Annotated in this window: 21 protein-coding genes; 11 read left to right on the top strand and 10 right to left on the bottom strand. The window is 63.1% G+C overall.

Annotated elements, in window-relative coordinates; genetic code table 11:
* Positions 1–5: 5 nt before the first annotated feature.
* The gene (locus tag ACPS74_RS10975) at positions 6–1,142 is read right to left on the bottom strand and encodes an SEC-C domain-containing protein (RefSeq protein WP_083481320.1); all 1,137 of its coding nucleotides are present in this window, start codon (positions 1,140–1,142) and stop codon (positions 6–8) included.
* Between the two features lie 317 nt (positions 1,143–1,459).
* Here ACPS74_RS10975 and rplK point away from each other — a divergent pair, with 317 nt between their 5' ends.
* From rplK to ACPS74_RS10945, 6 genes are all read left to right on the top strand, one after another.
* Positions 1,460–1,906 (top strand): 50S ribosomal protein L11, encoded by a 447-nt coding sequence (gene rplK / locus ACPS74_RS10970; protein WP_014891468.1) that lies wholly within the window; start codon positions 1,460–1,462, stop codon positions 1,904–1,906.
* Between the two features lie 4 nt (positions 1,907–1,910).
* Entirely contained in the window at positions 1,911–2,615 is a 705-nt protein-coding gene (gene rplA / locus ACPS74_RS10965; protein WP_018406583.1) for a 50S ribosomal protein L1, read from the top strand.
* A 254-nt stretch (positions 2,616–2,869) separates the two neighbouring features.
* Positions 2,870–3,754, top strand: a complete 885-nt coding sequence (gene sucD / locus ACPS74_RS10960; RefSeq protein ID WP_029649127.1) for a succinate--CoA ligase subunit alpha — start codon at positions 2,870–2,872, stop codon at positions 3,752–3,754.
* A 70-nt stretch (positions 3,755–3,824) separates the two neighbouring features.
* A complete protein-coding gene (locus tag ACPS74_RS10955) occupies positions 3,825–6,812 on the top strand; it encodes a 2-oxoglutarate dehydrogenase E1 component (protein WP_029649128.1) in 2,988 nt (995 codons plus the stop codon).
* A 27-nt stretch (positions 6,813–6,839) separates the two neighbouring features.
* Entirely contained in the window at positions 6,840–8,120 is a 1,281-nt protein-coding gene (gene odhB, locus ACPS74_RS10950; protein WP_029649129.1) for a 2-oxoglutarate dehydrogenase complex dihydrolipoyllysine-residue succinyltransferase, read from the top strand.
* Positions 8,121–8,224: 104 nt separating this feature from the next.
* Positions 8,225–8,494 (top strand): DUF1150 family protein, encoded by a 270-nt coding sequence (locus tag ACPS74_RS10945; RefSeq protein ID WP_018406579.1) that lies wholly within the window; start codon positions 8,225–8,227, stop codon positions 8,492–8,494.
* An 80-nt stretch (positions 8,495–8,574) separates the two neighbouring features.
* Here the strand turns inward: ACPS74_RS10945 and ACPS74_RS10940 are convergent, their stop codons facing one another.
* Together ACPS74_RS10940 and ACPS74_RS10935 are read right to left on the bottom strand one after the other, a co-directional pair.
* Positions 8,575–9,894: a hemolysin family protein gene (locus ACPS74_RS10940; RefSeq protein ID WP_029649130.1), complete on the bottom strand. Its 1,320-nt coding sequence runs from the start codon at positions 9,892–9,894 to the stop codon at positions 8,575–8,577.
* Between the two features lie 159 nt (positions 9,895–10,053).
* On the bottom strand, positions 10,054–10,479 hold the full coding sequence (locus ACPS74_RS10935) for an Hsp20 family protein (protein ID WP_029649131.1): 426 nt from the start codon (positions 10,477–10,479) through the stop codon (positions 10,054–10,056).
* Positions 10,480–10,651: 172 nt separating this feature from the next.
* Between ACPS74_RS10935 and ACPS74_RS10930 the strand changes: the two genes are divergently transcribed.
* Positions 10,652–11,086: a hypothetical protein gene (locus ACPS74_RS10930; protein ID WP_036241542.1), complete on the top strand. Its 435-nt coding sequence runs from the start codon at positions 10,652–10,654 to the stop codon at positions 11,084–11,086.
* Between the two features lie 36 nt (positions 11,087–11,122).
* The gene (locus ACPS74_RS10925) at positions 11,123–11,533 is read left to right on the top strand and encodes a DUF6460 domain-containing protein (RefSeq protein WP_029649133.1); all 411 of its coding nucleotides are present in this window, start codon (positions 11,123–11,125) and stop codon (positions 11,531–11,533) included.
* A gap of 22 nt (positions 11,534–11,555) precedes the next feature.
* On the opposite strand, the gene ACPS74_RS10920 is transcribed toward ACPS74_RS10925, so the two are convergent.
* Positions 11,556–12,506, bottom strand: a complete 951-nt coding sequence (locus tag ACPS74_RS10920; RefSeq protein ID WP_029649134.1) for an extensin family protein — start codon at positions 12,504–12,506, stop codon at positions 11,556–11,558.
* Between ACPS74_RS10920 and ACPS74_RS10915 the strand changes: the two genes are divergently transcribed.
* Together ACPS74_RS10915 and ACPS74_RS10910 are read left to right on the top strand one after the other, a co-directional pair.
* Positions 12,505–12,894: a hypothetical protein gene (locus tag ACPS74_RS10915; RefSeq protein WP_157055213.1), complete on the top strand. Its 390-nt coding sequence runs from the start codon at positions 12,505–12,507 to the stop codon at positions 12,892–12,894. The two genes, ACPS74_RS10920 and ACPS74_RS10915, sit on opposite strands and share 2 nt — an antisense overlap.
* Before the next feature lie 869 nt (positions 12,895–13,763).
* A complete protein-coding gene (locus tag ACPS74_RS10910; RefSeq protein WP_239753661.1) occupies positions 13,764–14,249 on the top strand; it encodes an SH3 domain-containing protein in 486 nt (161 codons plus the stop codon).
* A gap of 122 nt (positions 14,250–14,371) precedes the next feature.
* Here ACPS74_RS10910 and ACPS74_RS10905 read toward each other — a convergent pair whose 3' ends face one another.
* From ACPS74_RS10905 to ACPS74_RS10880, 6 genes are all read right to left on the bottom strand, one after another.
* Positions 14,372–14,854, bottom strand: a complete 483-nt coding sequence (locus tag ACPS74_RS10905; protein ID WP_029649137.1) for a DUF2852 domain-containing protein — start codon at positions 14,852–14,854, stop codon at positions 14,372–14,374.
* A gap of 138 nt (positions 14,855–14,992) precedes the next feature.
* Positions 14,993–15,313: a cell division topological specificity factor MinE gene (gene minE / locus ACPS74_RS10900; protein ID WP_018406568.1), complete on the bottom strand. Its 321-nt coding sequence runs from the start codon at positions 15,311–15,313 to the stop codon at positions 14,993–14,995.
* Positions 15,310–16,125 carry a septum site-determining protein MinD gene (gene minD, locus ACPS74_RS10895; protein WP_018406567.1) on the bottom strand — a complete coding sequence of 272 codons (816 nt, stop codon included), beginning with the start codon at positions 16,123–16,125 and terminating at the stop codon, positions 15,310–15,312. The genes minE and minD overlap by 4 nt, the downstream gene beginning before the upstream one ends.
* Positions 16,126–16,138: 13 nt before the next feature.
* Complete coding sequence (minC, locus tag ACPS74_RS10890; protein ID WP_029649138.1) at positions 16,139–16,939, bottom strand: septum site-determining protein MinC; 801 nt, start codon at positions 16,937–16,939, stop codon at positions 16,139–16,141.
* A 105-nt stretch (positions 16,940–17,044) separates the two neighbouring features.
* Positions 17,045–17,665: a TetR/AcrR family transcriptional regulator gene (locus ACPS74_RS10885; RefSeq protein WP_029649139.1), complete on the bottom strand. Its 621-nt coding sequence runs from the start codon at positions 17,663–17,665 to the stop codon at positions 17,045–17,047.
* A gap of 43 nt (positions 17,666–17,708) precedes the next feature.
* Positions 17,709–18,455 (bottom strand): YebC/PmpR family DNA-binding transcriptional regulator, encoded by a 747-nt coding sequence (locus ACPS74_RS10880; RefSeq protein ID WP_018406564.1) that lies wholly within the window; start codon positions 18,453–18,455, stop codon positions 17,709–17,711.
* A 123-nt stretch (positions 18,456–18,578) separates the two neighbouring features.
* On the opposite strand from ACPS74_RS10880, the gene ACPS74_RS10875 reads away from it, so the two are divergent.
* Positions 18,579–19,517, top strand: coding sequence for a TIGR00730 family Rossman fold protein (locus tag ACPS74_RS10875; protein ID WP_029649140.1), 939 nt, complete (start codon positions 18,579–18,581; stop codon positions 19,515–19,517).
* Positions 19,518–19,523: the final 6 nt, after the last annotated feature.

Raw genomic sequence — 19,523 nt, 5'->3', positions numbered from 1 at the left:
GGTCGCTAAAATGAGTCGGGCACTAAGTCATGCGCCTTGAGCGCGTTAAACAAATCGGCGATGTCAGGGTAGCGATCGCCAAGCAGCGTTGTCTCTGTGGCGAAACCCGGCTTGCGGAAAGCAGTAAAGGCGATCTCAAGCCCAGCGTAATAATCTTCCATCCCCATCTGGTAGCTTGGGACATTGGTGAAAACAATAAATGCCGATATGTCAGGCTTTAAATTACCCGGCTGCTTTTCTACTGCGCGGACTGAAGCGATAGCATCGCTCTGCCACCATACACCCTCATCAGTCCCCGACGGCATTGGAGGTAAATTCATATCAAGAAAGATAAGTCGCTCGCCAGAGGCTGGCTTTTCCAAGGCAACTCGGAGTAGACGAGAAACGTCGCGCTTCATTTCGTCCGGCGAGGGACTCGGGCCAGGTTTGCCCAGGATGCCGGGTCGGCCCTTTGCTTTCATTTCGACGAAATAGCTTCGGGCCGTCCTTCTGTGTATTGCTGTTGCATCGCAATGTTTCCGGTCAGAATCCGTTTCGTCAGAAAAGTCGATCTTGAAGCCCGCCCGCACAAGGGAAGCGGCGACCATTAACTCGTGGCGCGCGCCGTGGAATTGATCTGGGACTCGTAGCGACTTCAACAGCCGCTCCCTGGGTCTCGCATTGTCGGCGATGATAAAAAGATCGTGAGCGACGGTGAAGAAGTTAATTGCTGCCACTGTCGACAGAATTTTGCCGTGCGCGCCAGACTTACTGTAAGCCTCGGCATGGGCACGCATAGACTTCCACCATACGTGGAGAGGATGTGCTTCATTGCGGCGAAACCCTTCGCCCATGTCGCGAAGTAAGTCAGACTCCAAAAAGTTGAGAAAGCTGCCTCCGCCAGCCCAATGCAGAATTTGATCCCCGCGAACGATGAAGCGATCGCGGTCACTGCCCGCAAGTAGAGGAGGGCGATGCAGACCAAATTGCTGATAATGCCTCACCTTTGCCATTTGGCCTTGGTTGAAGGCGTCGCGCACATATTGCGGCACAACATGCCAGTTCTCTATCGGCGCGTCGGGACGATTGATGGTGTAGGCACCATGACAGTGCTTGAAGCGTTTTCCGCTTCCACAGAAACAGGGCTTATTTCGAGACAGCATATTCTGGGCTGACCTCTCAGATCTGCTTGATTTCTCAATATTAATGAGCCTGGAACCAACGGTTCTGCCAAGTTGATGAGCTTACAATCCGGGCTTTTGCCGACCCCCAAATTAACAGATTTGTTCGATTCAGATCAGGCAGTTGATCATTTCTCGGGCATCGCTTAGAAGCTCGGGTTCCTGCGGCAACTTTGCGCTGGACATCATACGTGGCGGGTCTGCCCCGACGCCATTGGGGAGCTCAGACCGGACCACGAACTGCAACCGGCGCCGACGCGTGAAAAATCGCGGCGGGCGTCAAACGTTGGAGAAAGCAAATGGCGAAGAAAATCGCCGGCTATATCAAACTGCAAGTGCCGGCCGGCGCGGCCAATCCGTCGCCGCCGATCGGTCCCGCGCTCGGCCAGCGCGGCCTCAACATCATGGAGTTCTGCAAGGCGTTCAACGCCAAGACGGGACAGATCGAGAAGGGGACGCCCATCCCCGTCGTCATCACCGCCTATCAGGACCGCTCCTTCACCTTCGAAATGAAGCAGCCGCCGGTCAGCTTCTTCCTCAAGAAGGCGGTGGGCCTCAAGATCGGCAAGAAGCCGGCCTCCGGCTCCAAATTGCCGGGCCGCAACGTCGTCGGAAAGATCACACAGGCGCAGATCCGCGACATCGCGGAAAAGAAGATCGTCGATCTCAACTGCGCTTCGATCGAATCCGCGATGTCGATGATCGCCGGCTCCGCCCGCGCGATGGGCCTTGAGGTGGTGGAGTAAAACCATGGCGCATGTCGGAAAACGTATTGCCAAGTCCCGCGAGGGCATCGAACGCACCAAGCTCTATGCGATTGACGAGGCGGTGAAGCTCGTGCGCGAGCGCGCCAAGGCCAAGTTCGACGAATCCGTCGAAATCGCCATGAATCTTGGCGTCGACCCCAAACACGCCGACCAGATGGTGCGCGGCGTGGTCAATCTGCCGAACGGCACCGGCCGCGTTCTGCGCGTCGCGGTTTTCGCGCGCGGCGCCAAGGCCGATGAAGCCACGGCGGCGGGTGCCGACGTCGTCGGCGCCGAAGACCTCGTGACGACGGTGCAGGGCGGAACGATCGACTTCGACCGCTGCATCGCGACGCCGGACATGATGCCGCTCGTCGGCCGCCTCGGCAAGGTGCTCGGCCCGCGCGGCCTAATGCCGAACCCGAAGGTCGGCACGGTGACGATGGACGTCGCCGGCGCGGTGAAGGCCTCGAAGGGCGGCGCGGTCGAGTTTCGCGTCGAAAAGGCCGGCATCGTGCAGGGAACGATCGGCAAGGCCTCGTTCGACGACGGCAAGCTCGTCGAGAACATCAAGGCCTTCGTCGACGCCGTGGCCAAAGCGAAGCCGCAGGGCGCCAAGGGCACCTATATTCAGCGCGTCGCGCTCAGCTCCACCCAGGGGCCGGGCGTGAAGGTCGACGTGTCGAGCCTCGGCGCAGCCCCCCACTGAGCCAAGTCCTTTCGACAAAAAAGCCGGCGGGTGACCGCCGGCTTTTTGTTTTGGTTCATCCAACGTAAAGATTCGCCGCGCCAAAACAGACGGCGAGAGCGCGACGCGGCCCCCTGTCGCAGGGCCCTTCTCCGCCTTGTGCGGCTGAGCTTTTGTCAATAGGTTCCGCGCGGGCGACGACGGGCGGCGGCTCCGGTTTTTCGCTTATTCAAAGGCGCGCGCGCCGTTTTCGCTTGTTTCGGGATTTGCGCTTCATGTCCGTGCTGATCGACAAGAACACCAAAGTCATCACCCAAGGCTTCACCGGCAAGACCGCCACCTTCCACTCCGTCCAGGCCCTCGATTATGGGACCAAAATGGTCGGCGGCGTGTCGCCCGGCAAAGGCGGCTCGATCCATCTCGATCTTCCGGTCTTCGACACGGTGCTCGAGGCGCGCGAAAAGACCGGCGCCGACGCGTCCGTGGTCTATGTGCCCCCGCCAGGCGCCGCCGACGCGATCTGCGAGGCGATCGAAGCCGAGATCCCCCTCATCGTCTGCATCACCGAGGGCGTGCCGGTTCAGGACATGATCCGCGTCAAGCGCGCGCTCTGCGGCTCCAAATCCCGGCTCATCGGCCCGAACTGTCCCGGCGTCGTCACCGCCGGCGAGAGCAAGATCGGCATCATGCCCGGCAATATTTTCTCGCGCGGCTCGGTCGGCGTCGTGTCGCGCTCCGGCACGCTCACCTATGAGGCGGTGTTCCAGACGACGCGCGAAGGCTTAGGTCAAACGACGGCCGTCGGCATCGGCGGCGATCCCGTCAAAGGCACGGATTTTATTGAAGTGCTGGAGTTGTTTCTCGCAGACGAGGCAACTAAGTCCATCATCATGATCGGCGAGATCGGCGGGGCGGCGGAGGAAGACGCGGCCCAATTCTTGAAAGACGAAGCTAAGCGCGGCCGCAAGAAGCCGATGGTCGGGTTCATCGCGGGCCGCACCGCGCCTCCCGGCCGCCGTATGGGCCACGCGGGCGCGATCGTCTCGGGCGGCAAAGGCGACGCCGAAAGTAAAATCGCAGCCATGGAGTCGGCGGGCATCAAAGTGTCGCCCTCGCCTGCGAGGCTGGGAAAGACCTTGGTCGAAGCGCTGAAGGGCTAGCGGCTCGCCCGCTCATCGCTTCGAAAGTCGTCGGGGGCTTTGAGCGCCGGCGCTTTTGGGAAAGATTGAGATGGCGCGTTTTGAAACCAATGGCGGCGCCGGACCCGCCGCGCCGGTGGGCGCGCGCTCGCCGCAAAATGACTTTCTTGCTTCGACATCGTTTCTGCAGGGGGCGAACGCGGGCTATCTCGAGGGCCTGCTTGCGGCCTATGAGGCCGATCCCTCCTCGGTCAGCGCCGACTGGCGCAATTTCTTCGCCGAGATGGGCGTCAGACCGCAGGAGCAGGCCGTCGCCGACGGCCCGAGCTGGGCGCGGCGCGACTGGCCGCAGCCGAACGGCGAATGGGTGAGCGCGATCATCGGCGAGGCGCCGGCGCCTGCAAAATCGCCAGTCGCTCCTGTCCCCGCGCCGACGCCCGGCGGCGAGGACGTGTTGCGGGCGACGCGCGATTCCGTGCGCGCCCTGATGATGATCCGCGCCTATCGCATGCGCGGCCATCTGCACGCCAATCTCGACCCGCTCGGGCTGGAGCAGCGCTACGATCACGGCGAACTCAATCCGCAGACCTACGGGTTCACCGACGAGGACTACGAGCGCAAAATCTTCCTCGATGGCGTGTTGGGGATGCGATACGCCACGCTCTTTGAAATGGTCACGATCCTGCGCCGCACCTATTGCGGGACGATCGGCTTCGAATTCATGCATATCTCCAATCCGGAGGAGAAGGCCTGGCTGCAGGCGCGCATCGAAGGCCCCAAGAAAGAGATCGTCTTCACGCAGGAAGGCAAACGCGCCATTCTCAACAAGCTCGTCGAGGCGGAAGGTTTCGAGAAGTTCCTCGACGTCAAATACACCGGCACGAAGCGCTTCGGCCTCGACGGCGCTGAATCCATTGTTCCGGCGCTGGAGCAGATCATCAAGCGCGGCGGCGCGCTCGGGGTGCAGGAAATCGTTCTCGGCATGGCCCACCGCGGCCGTCTCAACCTGCTTTCGCAAGTGATGGCCAAGCCGCACCGCGCTCTGTTTCACGAATTCAAGGGCGGCTCTTTCCTGCCGGATGAAGTCGAAGGCTCCGGCGACGTCAAATATCACCTCGGCGCGTCGTCGGATCGCGTGTTCGACGACAACAAGGTGCATCTCTCGCTCACCGCCAATCCGTCGCATCTCGAGATCGTCGATCCGGTCGTGCTCGGCAAAGTGCGCGCCAAGCAGGATCAGCATCATTGCGCCGACGGCGACCGCCGCTCGGTGATGCCGCTCCTCATCCACGGCGACGCGGCCTTCGCCGGCCAGGGCGTCGTCGCGGAATGTTTCGGCCTTTCCGGATTGAAGGGGCATCGCACCGGCGGCTCGATCCACTTCATCATCAACAATCAGATCGGCTTCACCACCTACCCGCGCTACTCGCGGTCCTCGCCCTATCCGTCCGATGTCGCGAAGATGGTCGAGGCGCCGATACTTCACGTGAACGGCGACGACCCGGAAGCCGTCGTCTTCGCCGCCCGCGTCGCCGCCGAGTTCCGTCAGCAGTTCCAAAAGCCCGTCGTGATCGACATGTGGTGCTATCGCCGCTTCGGCCATAATGAGGGCGACGAGCCGGGATTCACCCAGCCGCTGATGTATAAGAAAATCCGGGCGCACCGCACGGCGCTCGATATCTATGCGGACCGTCTGATCGCGGAAGGCGTGACGACTCGCGAAGACGTCGATCGCATGAAGGAAGACTGGCGCGCGCGGCTCAACGAAGAGTTCGAAGCGGGCCAGAGCTACAAGCCCAACAAGGCGGATTGGCTCGACGGCCGCTGGGCGGGAAAGAAATCGGGCTGGCAACTCTCGGAGAACGAACGTCGCGGACAGACCGGCGTGGCGCTCGAGACGCTGCAGCACATCGGCGCCGAGATCACCTCGACGCCGCCCGACTTTCACGCCCACCGCACGATCCAGCGTTTTCTCGACAATCGGAAGGCGGCGATCGAACACGGCGGGCCGATCGACTGGGCGACGGCCGAAGCGCTGGCGATCAGTTCGCTGCTCTATGAAGGCTACAATGTGCGGCTCTCCGGGCAGGACAGCGAGCGCGGCACCTTTTCGCAACGTCACAGCGTGCTCATCGATCAGGAGAACGAAGCGCGCTATCTGCCGTTCAATCACATCGCCGAAGGCCAGGGCCGCTACGAAGTCGTCAATTCGATGCTCTCCGAAGAGGCGGTGCTCGGCTTCGAATATGGCTATTCGCTGGCCGAGCCCGACGCGCTGGTGTTGTGGGAGGCGCAGTTCGGCGATTTCGCCAATGGCGCGCAGGTCGTCTTCGACCAGTTCATTTCATCGGCCGAACGCAAGTGGCTGCGCATGTCGGGACTCGTCTGCCTCTTGCCGCATGGCTACGAAGGCCAGGGTCCGGAACATTCCTCGGCGCGGCTCGAGCGCTATCTGCAGCTGTGCGCCGAAGACAATATGCAGGTGGCCAATTGCACGACGCCTGCGAACTACTTCCATATCCTTCGCCGTCAGCTGCACAGAAGCTTCCGCAAGCCGCTGGTGCTGATGACCCCGAAATCGCTGCTGCGCCATAAGCGCGCCGTCTCGCGGCTCGGCGAAATGGGCATGGCCTCAAGCTTTCAGCGGCTGCTCCTCGACGACGCCGAAACGTCGCCGACGGAGACGTTCGTCCTCAAAGCCGACGAAAACATTCGCCGGGTCATTTTGTGTTCGGGCAAGGTCTATTACGACCTCCTCGACGAACGCGAGAAACGCGGCGTCGACGACGTGTATCTGCTGCGGGTCGAGCAGCTCTATCCATTTCCGCTCAAGGGCCTCGTCGCGGCGCTCGGGCGCTTCAAGGAGGCCGACGTCGTGTGGTGTCAGGAAGAGCCCAAGAACATGGGCGCCTGGTCCTTCGTCGACTCCTATCTCGAATGGGTGCTGACGCAGATCGGCGGCAAGTCGAGGCGCGCCCGCTACGTTGGACGCGCCGCCTCGGCGTCGACGGCCACGGGCACCATGTCCCGGCACCTTGCACAGCTGAAATTGTTCCTGGAGGAAGCGTTCGCGCCGTAAGACGCAACGCGAGCGAAGAGAGAGCCGATGGCTGAAATACGCGTGCCGACCTTGGGCGAATCGGTGACTGAAGCGACGATCGGCCGCTGGTTCAAGAAGGCGGGCGACGCGGTGCGCGCCGACGAGGCGCTCGCCGAGCTCGAGACCGACAAAGTCACGCTCGAAGTCAACGCCCCCGCCGCCGGCGTGCTCGCCGAGATCGTCGCCAAGGAGGGCGAAACTGTCGGTCCTGGCGCGCTGCTCGGACAGATTGCCGAAGGCGCCGCCGCGTCGGCGAAGAGCGGCGAGACCGCCGGCAAGAGCCCCGCGCCTAAGCCTGCGCCCAAATCCGCTGCGGCTCCGGCGCCGGCTGCGCCCGCCCCGGCCGCGACGACGATGCCGCCGGCACCCTCCGCCGCTAAGATCGCCGTTGAGCAAGGGATCGACATTGCTCAGGTTCCCGGCAGCGGCAAGCGCGGCCAGGCGCTGAAATCGGACGTCGTTCAATTCGCCGCGCGTCAGGCGGCTGCCCCGCAACCCGCGCAAGAAGGCCGCGTCCAGGAGCTTCCCGCCCAGGAAGCGCGAGTCGAGGCGCCGCCGCCCCGCGTGCCCGTTCCGCAGGAAGACGCCCGCCGCGAGGAGCGGGTGAAAATGTCGCGCTTGCGTCAGACGATCGCGCGCCGGCTGAAAGAGGCTCAAAACACCGCCGCCATGCTGACGACGTTCAACGAAGTCGACATGTCGGCGCTCATCGAATTGCGCAAACGCTACAAGGAGGCGTTCGAGAAGCGGCACGGCGTGAAGCTTGGCTTCATGGGCTTCTTCGTGAAGGCCTGTTGCCAGGCGCTGGAAGAGGTCCCTGCCGTCAATGCGGAGATCGACGGGACGGACATCATCTACAAGCGCTTCTGCCACGTCGGGGTCGCCGTCGGCACGGAGAAGGGACTCGTCGTGCCGGTGGTGCGCGACGCCGAGCGTCTGTCGCTCGCCGAGATCGAAAAAACCATCGCCGAACTTGGTCGCAAAGCGCGCGAGGGCGCGCTCGACATCGCCGATCTGCAGGGCGGCACCTTCACGATTTCCAACGGCGGCGTCTATGGTTCGCTGATGTCCACGCCGATCCTGAATGCGCCGCAATCGGGCATTCTCGGCATGCACAAGATCCAGGAACGCCCTGTGGTCGTCGACGGCAAGATCGAAGCGCGGCCGATGATGTATCTGGCGCTTTCTTACGATCACCGTGTCGTCGATGGGAAAGAAGCCGTGACTTTCCTGGTGCGCGTCAAAGAGTTGCTCGAAGATCCTGCACGGCTGGCGCTCGGCCTGTAGCCGCGACCCCTTCAAAATCTCCAAAGGCTACACATCTTATTTCAGACGGCGCGCCCGCCAGTGGGGCCGTCGGCGGGGACGAAAGGACCGCCTTGGAGGTAGAGATGGAAATGAAAACCGCCACCGAAACCAGAGAGTCTCCGCTGACGCCCGAGCAGTTCGCGCAACTTGGCGATGGCCTCATCGCTTATGTGCGATCGATGAGTTCGGAAGACGTTAACCGGCTTTACCCGCAGGCGCCGCAGATTGCGCCGGGGCTGACGATCTTTGCGCTTTTCGGTGCGGATGGCGCGCCGATCGTGCTTGCGGATTCGGAAGAAGGCTGCATCGGCAACGCACGTGAAAATCATCTGCAGATGGTGAGCCTGCACTAACCGTCCCAGTAAGGGGCGCGCCGTCGGCGCGCCTGCCGCCCGGGCAACGTCACACGCTCGGCGACGACCCCTCCCGCAACTCAGCCGTTAGCTTCTCTCGAGCGGGCGCCGTTATGGCTCTCCGGGGGGAGCTTCGACGCGAGCACCTTGTCGAGACGCCGTCCGTCGAGGTCGATGACTTCGAAGCGCCATCCGAGCTTCTCCACCGTTTCGCCGAGGGTCGGAAACCGAATGAGGCCGTCGAGGACAAGGCCGGCCACCGTTTCAAAGCTCCTATTCTCGGGCAGCGCAACGTGTAAAAGCTCGGCCATTTCGTCGACCGGCATCCAGCCGGCCAGCAGCCAGCTGCCGTCTTCGCGCTGAAGCGCCTCTGGCTCTTCATGCCCCTCGTCGGACCTGAACGCGCCGGCGATGGCGTCGAGAATATCGGCGGGCGTCACCACGCCTTCGAAGTGGCCATATTCGTCGTGCACGAGCGCCATCGGCGTCTCGGCTTCGCGCAAAACATTCAGCGCGTCGAGCGCGTCGATCGAATCGGGCACGACCGGCGCCGACCGGACATGGGATTCGAGGTCGAGCGGCTCGCCGCGCAGCGCGGGTCCAAGCAGGTCTCGGATCAGCAGGACGCCGATCATGTCGTCCATATCGCCCCGACTGACCGGCAGGCGCGCATGGGACGTCTCGATGAGACGCTCGCGCAGAATGTTCTCCGGCTCGCTGAGATTGAGCCAGTCCACCTCCGTGCGCGGGGTCATCAGCGCCCGCGCGGCGCGGTCGCCCAGCCGCAGCACGCCCGCAATCATCTGCTGTTCGTCGGCCTCGATCGCCCCTGCGGAATGCGCCTCGGCGACAAAGGTCTTGATTTCCTCATCGGTGACCCAGGACTGAAGCTCGTTGGCCTGGCCGACGAACAGCAAGATGAGCTTCGTCGACTCATCGAGCAGCCAGACCACCGGCGTGACCAGAGTGGAAAGCAACGCCATCGGCGCAGCCATGCGGCAGGCGATGGCTTCCGCATGGCGCAGCGCGATGTTCTTGGGCAGCAATTCCCCGATCACGACGGAAAGATAGGTGATGACGCCGATAACGCCGCCATAGCCGATCCAGTCCGCCGCACTGTCCGATAGACCAAGCGCGCGCAGCTCTTGCGAAAGCCGCTGACCGAGCGCGGCGCCGGAAAAGGCGCCCGCGAGGACTCCAACGAGCGTGATCCCGATCTGAACGGTGGAGAGGAAGCGTCCCGGGTTTTCCGCCAGCGCCAGGGCGGCGGCGGCGCCGCGGCGACCTTCGGCGGCCAAAGTCTTCAGCCGCACTTTGCGCGACGAAACGATGGCGAGCTCGGACAACGAGAAAATCCCGTTGATGACTATCAACACAAGCGCGACGGCTAGCTCGAACATGACACCTGATAGGGCTTTCTGCGCAGGCTCTCAAGCAAATGGCGTCGGCAAGCGGTGACGGCGACGACATTTGTCGCCTGGGCGTCGATCCTGCCGAGAAGGCGGGCAATCGCGCGTTCCGAAATCTACATCACAGGATTCCAGGTGATCCGGAAGCGCTCAGTCGCGCGCCGCGATGTCGATCTTTTTGATGACCCGCTCCGGCTCGGGCCGCGCCAGATCGATCGAGAGCAGCCCGTTGACGAGATCGGCCCCGAGCACCTGCATCCCTTCGGCCAGGAGAAAGGCGCGCTGAAACTGCCGCGCGGCGATGCCGCGATGCAGGAAATGCCGCTCTCGATCCTCGGTTTGGCGCCCGCGGATGACAAGCTGATTTTCTTCGAGCGAGACGTCGAGCTGGTCGCGGGTGAAGCCTGCGACGGCCAGTGTTATCCGAAGCCGCTCCGGCGCGCTCTCGACGCGCGGAATGCGCTCGATATTATAGGGAGGGTAGCCGTCGGAGGCGGTGCGGGCGACGCGGTCGAGCGCCCGTTCGATCTCATCGAAGCCGAGCAGGAACGGCGAGTTGAGCGGCGGACGCGACATGTCTTGAAGCCCTGTTGGCGCCTCTTCGGCCAGAGCCCGTGAAGCGCTCCGGCTCCAGCTATATGGCCGAGCCAGCCGAGCCATTCAAGCGCGGCCGATGCGCGCGCCCGCCATTGACGCGCGAACGACAAACGCCCATGTGCGAGCAAGCTTCCCCTTAAGAGCGGCAACCATGGGCAAAGCACAGCATCTCTTCCTCGCAATTGTCCTCGCCGCGTCCTTCGGAGCGCCGGCGGCCGCCGAAACGCCGCCGCCAATCATCGCGCCGGAAGGCGAACGCTTCACGCTCACCCCTGCCGAGGGCGGCTACGTCCGGCTGAACAAGGAGACCGGCGCACTGTCCTATTGCTCGGTGAAAGACGGCGTCACGGCGTGTCGGCTTGGCGCCGAGGAGCGCGACGCGTTTGAGGCGGAGATCGACCGTCTGCGCAAGGAGAACGCCGCGCTCAAAGCGCGCGCCGAGGGTGCGCCCGTCCCCCCGGCGGCAAGGCCGAACATGGCGCCGAGCGAAGAGGAATTCGAGCGCGCGCTCTCCTTTACCGAGCGCTTTCTGCGCCGCATAATGCGCCTGTTCCGCGAAGAGACCTCGCCGGGAGGCGCTCTGTGAGGACCAAAGCGACGACGTGTCCGCGGGAGCGCCCCGGTGGCTGATCAGGGACCCTTCGCCAATTGGCCGCATCTCGACAAGCCGCCCCGGCCTGAGCGGTCAGAGACCGCCCATGACGTGCTGCTCCTGCCGATCTCCGACAAAATTTCACAGGAAACCAACCAGATGGCGTCGAACAACACGCTTGAAAATTTCCTCGGCGGCTCGCCGCTCAACATTCTTGCGCGGTTGTTCGTCATTTCGCTCGTCGTCGGCGCCCTGCTGATGTGGCTCGAACTGCGGCCGATCGACATTTTTCGCGGCGTGCAGGCTTTCTTCGACCGCATCTATCAGCTGGGCTTCGGCGCGGTGCGGGAGCTTGTCAGCTATGTGCTCGCCGGCGCCATTTTCGTCGTGCCGGCGTGGCTCGTTCTGCGACTCGTCAATGTGGGCGCGAGCAAGCGATGAGGAAGCGCCAGCCGGCGGCGATCTAAAAGGTTCGGCGCCGGCCGATGCTCGACGTCTGATCCGGATCCTCGATGAGCTGGCCGATGCCGTCCCGGCGCGGCGGAAGCGGCGGCGGCGGCGGCGCATAGGCTTCAGGTCCGGCGACGGGGCCGAACCCGTCCCGCGCGCCGACTCCAGGTCCTTCGAACGCTGCGAGCGGCGGCTTGCCCGTCGTGTCATTGTCGGTCTCGTCATCGGGCGCAGGCGGCGCGCGCCCCTGCGCGATCAGCGGCGACGGGTCGGGCGGCGGCAGCGTCTCTTGCGGCGCGGGCTTGCAGATGCTGCGCCCCGAGCGGCCGTGCAGGGCGAGATCGACGTGAATATGGTTGTAGTGAAAGGCGTTGGAGCCTGGCGACAGCACCGTCGAGAAATGCCCGCACGAGCCGCGATGCACGTCCATCAGGAAGGCGCGCGTCTGGTCGTCGCCGTTGCGCCAGTCTCTCACGAGCGTGATCTCGCGGCCGTTGGCGAGCACGAAGCCGCCGATGTCCAGCGCATTGCCGAAGGAATGTTCAGAAAGCTGCGCGCCGCGCTGATTGTTCATGCCGCGGCAGGCGTAAGAGCCCATTGAATTGATCTGAACCACCTGCTGTCCGAAGCGCGCCTGCGCGGCGGGCTGGACGGTGTCGGCGAGCCAGGCGTCGAGTTCGGCCACCATCGAGCAGTCGAGCGTGGCGGTCGCGTTGAACGAAACGGCCCCGCCCTGCAGCGCCGTCACTTTGAACGGCCTCGTCAGGCCGCAAATGCCCGGACCGTCGACTTCAGGCGCGAGCGCGATGTAGTCGGAAGGGTTGACGCGCCTTTCGGCGAGACAGGCGTTTTCAGCCTGCGTGCGCCAGGCCGGACGCTGCGGCTTCTGCCCGATCGAGCAAGCGGAAAGCGTCGCCGCGACGAGCGCCGGCACGAGCAACGAGTGATGGGCGCGGCGGACCATGGCCGCGACAATGGGCGCCGGGCCGTTAATTCAGGGTCGAGAATTGTGGTTAATGCTCAGATATTTGAGGACTGTGGCGGGCGATCCACACGCCCGCGCAAGCTGCACGGGATGTGCTGCTCACGAGCGCGATAACGGGCGACGTGATCAGCGCGCAAATTTGCTCAAGCGCCGCTTCCATGTTTCGCCGGCTTTCAATTCAGTCTTCAAAACCCATTTCCGTCGAATCGTCCTGATCGCGCGCGACGATGTCTTGAGAATGACTTCCGGTTCCGGTTCTTTTGCGCGCTGCGCCGTGAAAATCGGGGTCACTACTGCCTGCGGCGCGGTCTGCGGCTTCGCCTTTTTTGGTTTCGCAGGAACAGCCTCTGCAACTTTGGCCGGCTGACGCACACGACGCGTCCGAGTTGATGCGCCTCGCGCCGGAGGATCGCTTATGACGTCGTCCTGCAAGAGGTTCGGGAGCACACGTCCCGGCAGGCCTGTCGATGGCGAGAGAATCTGGGGACGTTCAGCCATTTTGGCGCCGAAAACCGCGTCCGCCGCGTTTAGAGCCGCCAAATATGAGGCGTCACGTTCGACCTCAGGGGCGCCCGAAGCGCTGGAGCCATTAAGCGATGGACTCCCACTCGCATTTTCAGGCTCGTCGATCTTCCACGGATTCGAAGTGCGAGATTTGGGAGACCGACCTTTATATGCCGTGATGAACGGACGAGTGGGCTGGCGCATTGAAGCTGAAGATCTTTCTGTTGGGTATATGGCAAGGAAGGTCGCTCGAAAGACCCGCCTCGGCACAAGCGTAACTGAGTATTGAGAAAACGCCCCGGCATGACGCTCAGTCCAAGCGTCTGGGACGAAGGACATTTGCTGCCTATAACAGAAAAGCCGCAAGAAGTCATCGTAATGGCCCACTGATGGCGTAAAGGGGACGGAACTCAAAATTCGTTTTACGCCAGGACGTGGGGCGCTCACATTCCATTTTGAGCCGATCAGTCAGCTTGCTGAGTCACGCTGCGGCTATGGGGTTGCGCGCTTCGATCTCAGATTGTTTTGCAGCCCCTCTAGAAAAGCTTCAGGTCTATCCCAACTGAAAAACGATCAAGCGCTGCGATTTGTCTTCTCCAACAACGAACGACTCGGAGCGTTGCTGAAAGACCCTCTAAACGGATCATCAAAACCCTCCATTCGCTCGCCTGATATGTCGGCGCAACGCAAGAAAACAGAAGTCCATTGACGTTCACCCGGGAGATTTCAGTCATGCGAAACATGCTCGCTGCAGCGACGGTCGGCCTCGTCGTTTTTCTTGTCCAGGACATCGCCCAGGCGGCCACCGCCCAAAGTCCGGCGACGCTACGCGCCGGACCGGGAACGTCGTGGCGTAGAATCGGCCAGATCCCGGCCGGATCCGATGTGCAGGTGTTGAGCTGCAACCCGGGCTGGCGTCACAGCTGGTGCCAGATCCGCTATGGTTCAAAGACCGGGTGGGTGAACGCTCCTGCGCTCGGGACGTCCGGATCGCAGGTCATCGTTGCGCCAGTCGTGACAACTGACGCCGCCAGTCTCAAGCGACGCGCGAGCATGTTTTCCTCGGTTATCGAGGTCATTCCCGGCGGCAAAAAGGTCGACGTCCTTCGTTGTAGAAGTGGCCTCGGCAGGGGTTGGTGCCGCGTCTCTTATCAGGGCAAGACCGGATTCGTCAGAGGCGGTCTTTTGGCGCGCCAACGGTCCGTCATTCCCCGTTAGGAACGCGGGAGCGAGCCAAGAAAATTCGGCCCGAATCCGCAAAAAGATAAAGGCGCAAATCGGACATCGCCGATTTGCGCCTCTTTATGTTCAGGTCAGCGCTTGAGCAGCCTTAACCGGCGTTATGCGCCTTTATCTTCGCCTTTGCGGCCGCGCATAAAGGATTCGAACTCCTCGCGGTCACGGGCGCGGCGCAGCTGGTCGATATGTTCGGCAAAGTCGCGCTCCGCTTCGGCGACCTTGCGACGCTCTTCCTCAAGACGCGCGAGTTCGCCTTCGCGCCACTCATCAAAGGCGACATTGCCGGTGGAGCGCATGAAGGACGGGCCGCTCCAGGCGGCCGAACCCTCTCGGGCGACGCCGCTCACGGCTTCCTTCACCCGCGCGCCCTGCTCCTGGGCGAAGGCGAAGAAGTCGCCTTCAAAGCCCTGGCTGCGCTGCCAAAGCTTCCAGACCAGTATGCCGAGGCCGAGCGGCCAGAAGATCAAAAAGCCAAGGATCACCGCCGCGATCTCGTAGGGCCTCCAGGACATTCGTCCGTGATGCCCCCAGGGCGTGCCGCCCTCTGCGGATGACGACATGCGAGAATAACGATGGCAGCTCATGATGGGCTCCAGTTTGTCAACGGCCGCCCGCCGCAAAGCGGGGCCGACACCAATGTAATATGCATTAACATTGGCGCAAGGGAAAGCGCCGCGCCAAAAAAATTGGCGCGGCGCCTTCAAGCGTTTCGCGTTCGCGTATCAGGCCGCCTTGCCGCTCAGATCCTCTTCAAGCACGGCGTCATCCGCGAAGGCCGCCGCGCTTTCGAGCGTCGCCGCCGGCTCGATCTCAATGTCGATTTCGAGCAGCGACATGTCTTCCTTGCGATGCATCTTCACCATGACCTTTTCGGGGTCGACGTTGATGTGCTTGGAGATCGCGATGAGGACTTCCTTGTGCAGCACGGCGATCAGATCCGAATCGCGCGCCGATTTGCGTTCATGCGCGAGAAGGATCTGCAGGCGCTCGCGCGCAACCGGCGCGGTGGCGCCGCGACGCCCGAACAATCCGAAAATATTCATGCCGCCCTCCGACCAAAGAGCCGAACGAAAAGTCCCCTCTTGTCAGCGGGAATGTTCACCGGCAGTTTTTCGCCGCACAGCCTCTTCGCCGCTTCCGAATAGGCGCGCGCCGCGGGGCTCATGGCGTTGTGAAGAATGATGGGCGCGCCGACGTTCGACGCGCGCAGGACGTCTTCGCTCTCCGGCACGATCCCGAGCAGCGGTATCGAGAGAATTTCGAGCACATCGTCGACGCTGAGCATCTCGCCGCGGCCGGCGCGCTGCGCGTCATAGCGCGTCAGCAGCAGATGCTTCTCGACGCGTTCGCCCTTTTCGGCGCGTTCGGTCTTGGCGTCGAGCAATCCGATGATGCGATCGGAATCGCGCACCGAGGAGACTTCCGGATTGGCGACGACCACCGCGACGTCGGCGAAGCGCATCGCGAGCGTCGCGCCGCGTTCGATGCCGGCGGGACTGTCGCAGACGATCCAGTCGAACTTCTCGCGCAATTCATTGATGACGCGCTGCACGCCCTCTTCGGTCAAGGCGTCCTTGTCGCGCGTCTGCGACGCGGGCAGCAGATAGAGATTGTTCAAGCGCTTGTCGCGGATGAGCGCCTGATGCAGCTTGGCGTCGCCCTGGGCGACGTTGATGAGATCAAACACGACGCGCCGCTCGGCGCCCATGACGAGATCGAGGTTGCGCAGGCCGACGTCGAAGTCGACGACCGCGACCTTGTGACCCTGTTGGGCCAGCGCGGCCCCGAGAGCCGCGGTCGACGTTGTCTTTCCGACGCCTCCTTTGCCGGAGGTCACCACCAAAGTCTTGGCCATTGTTCGTCCTCTCTTAATCGAGCCGCGCGATCTTGACCGTCTCGTTTTCGAGCCAGGCCTGGATGGATTGGCTCTGAACATTCGCCGAGATCTCGTCGGCGGTGAGATAAACGCCGCAAACCGAGAGCAGCTCGGCTTCGAGCTTGCGGCAGAAAATTCGCGCGCGTTTTTCGCCATAGGCGCCGGCCATCGCGCGGCCGCGCAGCGTGCCGTAGATATGCACGGAGCCGCCCGCCATGATTTCCGCGCCCGACGCGACGGAGCCGATCACGGTCACGTCGCCGTCCGGATGATAAATCGACTGCCCGGAGCGCACCGGCTCCAGCAGGATCAGCGGCGCAGCCGAGGGGGCCGGCGGCTCGGACGATTTGGGATCGACGGACTCCGCGCCGCCGGCGCCGAGCGCGTTGGCGATATCCTCGAAGGCTGCTTCTTCGCTTGGGGACAGCGTTCCAGGGCTTGCGTCTTTGGCGCGCGTTGCGCTGACGTCCGGCGGCGGTTGGGGGGTGGCGCGACCGCCGGCCAGAATCGGCGGCAGATCGTCGCTGGCCCATGACGGGTCGACCCCCGACAATCCCATGAGGCGTATGCCGCGCCGGGTGAGATTTTCGAGGAGCTCGGTAAGTTGTGGCCGCTCAATCGTCAGTTTGGCGAGGTCGATGACGATCGACTTCCGGCTGAAAAAGGCGGGCGACTGCTCAAGCAGCGCGTCGAGCTGCTCGAGCCAGCCTTCGATCGGCTGCTCGGGCTCCAGCGTCAGGACGGGAAAGGACCTGCCTCTGAAGCGGATGTGTCGGGATGACGCTTGCGTCACGGGAGCCCTCACGCAATTGGGATTTGCGTCATTTGAGGGCGTTAACGTTAATGAAGGATTAAAGCGCGCGCGTAATTTGGCGCCCTGTCGCGCTTTATTAAGAGATTAAGCTGGCGCGGCTTTCGCGCGCGCCGCAGCGCTCTCCATGACGCCTTGCGCGGCGCTCTCGAGCACCAGCGCCGGATCCGCGCTTTTGACGGGATCGAAATGGCCCGAGATGGTCAGCATCGCGACGCCATGCGCAAGCGACCATATTTGCAGCGCCGCGTAGCGCGCCCCCTGCGCCGGCGCGCCCGCCTGCTGCAGCCACGCCACCACGGCGCGCCAAAGGATTTCGAGCGCATGGTCGGCGGCGCCGCCGGCGCCGGGATCGGCAAGCGTCTTCGCCTGCCCGAACATCGCCGCGTAGAGTCCGGGCTCTTCGCGCGCAAATTTGAGATAGGCGGCGCACATCGCCCGCATCGCGCTCTTGGCGTCAGGCCGGCCTTCGTCCCACGCCGTTTCAATTCGTGCGCCAAAGGTCTCGAAACCGCGGCGCGCCAGCTCGCTCATCAGCGCGTCGCGTCCGCTGAAGTGACGGTAGGGGGCGGCGGGCGAAACGCCGGCGCGGCGCGCCGCCTCGGTCAGCGTCAGCGCCGATGGTCCGCCTTCGGCGAGAATGTCCAAAGCGGCGTCGATCAGCGCCTGTTTGAGCGAACCGTGGTGATAGCCTCGCTTATTGTGCATCTCTCACCCCGGCGCGGATCGGCGTCATCGCCCCGTCGCCGGGTTATCCCGAGAGCTTGGCGACCAGTGCGTCGGAGACCTCGAAATTCGCGTAGACGGTCTGAACGTCGTCATTGTCCTCGAGCAAGCCGACGAGCTTGAGGATTTTCTCGCCCGAATCATCGTCGACCTTGATCGTGTTCTGCGGGCGCCAGACGAGCGCCGCCTTGCGCGGCTCGCCGAATTTCTCCTCAAGCGCCTTGGCGACGTCGCGCAACGATTCGACGGACGTAATCACTTCATGCGTCTCGTCGGTCGTCGAGACGTCGTCGGCGCCGGCGTCGATCGCCGCCTCCATCATCGCATCTTCAGTCGCCGCCTTCTTGTCGAATTCGATGAGCCCGACGCGGTCGAACATGAACGACACGGCGCCTGTCTCGGCGAGCGCGCCGCCGGCCTTAGTGAAATAGGAGCGCACCTCGCCGGCCGTGCGGTTGCGATTGTCGGTCAGGGCCTCGACGATCACGGCGACGCCGCCCGGCGCGTAGCCCTCGTAACGCACTTCATCGTAATTTTCGGCGTCGGCGCCCGAGGCCTTCTTGATCGCGCGTTCGATGTTGTCCTTTGGCATGTTCTCCGCCCGAGCGGCGAGAACGGCGGCGCGCAGCCGCGCGTTCATATTCGGGTCGGGCATGCCCATCTTGGCGGCGACGGTGATTTCTCGGGCGAGCTTTGAAAACAGCTTGGAGCGGATCGCGTCCTGCTTGCCCTTCTTGTGCATGATGTTCTTGAATTGACTATGCCCGGCCATGCGCTCCCGCCCTGCTCCTCGATGAATCTTCGCCGTCCGGCGTCCGGCGGGTCATATACGCCGGACGTATCCGGAAATAAAGAAAAGCGCCCAGGAGAGTATGGGCGCCAAAGGAGAGTATGATTGAGCGCAAGCGATGAAGAGCGAAATTCCCGGCCTGAGCCCGACGGGCCGGCCCCGTCCGCACTCCCGGCGCCGCATATCCCGGACCTCGCCGCCGCCAAGCGGCTGCAGGCGATCCTCTCCAGTCCGTCGTACCGCAAGGCCGACGAGGACATTCATTTCCTGACATCGGCCGAAGCGCGCGGTCCTCGACTGGAGCTCGAATATCTCAAGGCTGAACTGCTGCTGCGACGCCATGGCGTCACCGATACGGTCGTCGTTTTCGGCTCGACTCGCATCGTCGAGCCCGCTTTAGCGGAAAGCCGCCTCGCCGAATCGCAGGCGCGCGCGACAGCCAATCCCGATGACGCGGCTCTCGCCAGACAGCTCGCGGCGGCGAAACGCGCCCGCGATAATTCACGCTATTATCAGATCGCGCGCGAGTTCGGCGCGCTCGTCGGCGCCGCCCGCGAGAGCGGAGACCGGCCGCGCCTCGCGATCGTCACCGGCGGCGGACCGGGCATTATGGAGGCGGCGAACCGCGGCGCCTTCGAGGCCGGCGCCGAGACGGTGGGGCTCAACATCACCCTCCCGCACGAGCAGCTGCCCAACAGCTATGTCACGCCATCGCTTTGCCTGCGCTTCCGCTATTTCGCGCTGCGCAAAATGCATTTCATGCTGCGGGCGCGGGCGCTGGTCGCCTTTCCGGGGGGCTTTGGCACGTTCGACGAATTATTCGAGACGCTCACGCTGGTGCAGACCGGCAAGGTCAAGCCGATCCCGATCATTCTCGTCGGCGAAAGCTATTGGCGACGCGCCTTTGACGTCGACTTTCTGGTCGACGAGGGCGTCATCGCTCCACAGGACCGCGATATTTTCCGCTACGCCGAAACCGCCCCTGACATTTGGGAAGAAATCCGGCGCTGGGGCGACCGTAAGGAAGATCTCCTATTTGAATGAAGGCCT

The sequence above is a fragment of the Methylocystis sp. SB2 genome (genome assembly GCF_049817085.1).
GTDB lineage: Bacteria > Pseudomonadota > Alphaproteobacteria > Rhizobiales > Beijerinckiaceae > Methylocystis > Methylocystis rosea.
The sequence above is the reverse complement of the archived record's forward strand: the minus strand, read 5'-3'. Positions and strand labels throughout refer to the sequence as shown.

Coding starts and splice junctions, on each gene's coding strand:
- rplK (WP_014891468.1), top strand. CDS start 1,460: ATGGCGAAGAAAATCGCCGGCTATATCAAACTGCAAGTGCCGGCCGGC.
- rplA (WP_018406583.1), top strand. CDS start 1,911: ATGGCGCATGTCGGAAAACGTATTGCCAAGTCCCGCGAGGGCATCGAA.
- odhB (WP_029649129.1), top strand. CDS start 6,840: ATGGCTGAAATACGCGTGCCGACCTTGGGCGAATCGGTGACTGAAGCG.
- ACPS74_RS10940 (WP_029649130.1), bottom strand. CDS start 9,894: ATGTTCGAGCTAGCCGTCGCGCTTGTGTTGATAGTCATCAACGGGATT.
- ACPS74_RS10910 (WP_239753661.1), top strand. CDS start 13,764: ATGCGAAACATGCTCGCTGCAGCGACGGTCGGCCTCGTCGTTTTTCTT.
- ACPS74_RS10880 (WP_018406564.1), bottom strand. CDS start 18,455: ATGGCCGGGCATAGTCAATTCAAGAACATCATGCACAAGAAGGGCAAG.
- ACPS74_RS10905 (WP_029649137.1), bottom strand. CDS start 14,854: ATGAGCTGCCATCGTTATTCTCGCATGTCGTCATCCGCAGAGGGCGGC.
- ACPS74_RS10930 (WP_036241542.1), top strand. CDS start 10,652: ATGGGCAAAGCACAGCATCTCTTCCTCGCAATTGTCCTCGCCGCGTCC.
- minD (WP_018406567.1), bottom strand. CDS start 16,125: ATGGCCAAGACTTTGGTGGTGACCTCCGGCAAAGGAGGCGTCGGAAAG.
- ACPS74_RS10945 (WP_018406579.1), top strand. CDS start 8,225: ATGGAAATGAAAACCGCCACCGAAACCAGAGAGTCTCCGCTGACGCCC.
- ACPS74_RS10975 (WP_083481320.1), bottom strand. CDS start 1,142: ATGCTGTCTCGAAATAAGCCCTGTTTCTGTGGAAGCGGAAAACGCTTC.
- ACPS74_RS10915 (WP_157055213.1), top strand. CDS start 12,505: ATGGCCGCGACAATGGGCGCCGGGCCGTTAATTCAGGGTCGAGAATTG.
- ACPS74_RS10885 (WP_029649139.1), bottom strand. CDS start 17,665: ATGCACAATAAGCGAGGCTATCACCACGGTTCGCTCAAACAGGCGCTG.
- ACPS74_RS10920 (WP_029649134.1), bottom strand. CDS start 12,506: ATGGTCCGCCGCGCCCATCACTCGTTGCTCGTGCCGGCGCTCGTCGCG.
- ACPS74_RS10955 (WP_029649128.1), top strand. CDS start 3,825: ATGGCGCGTTTTGAAACCAATGGCGGCGCCGGACCCGCCGCGCCGGTG.
- ACPS74_RS10935 (WP_029649131.1), bottom strand. CDS start 10,479: ATGTCGCGTCCGCCGCTCAACTCGCCGTTCCTGCTCGGCTTCGATGAG.
- sucD (WP_029649127.1), top strand. CDS start 2,870: ATGTCCGTGCTGATCGACAAGAACACCAAAGTCATCACCCAAGGCTTC.
- minE (WP_018406568.1), bottom strand. CDS start 15,313: ATGAATATTTTCGGATTGTTCGGGCGTCGCGGCGCCACCGCGCCGGTT.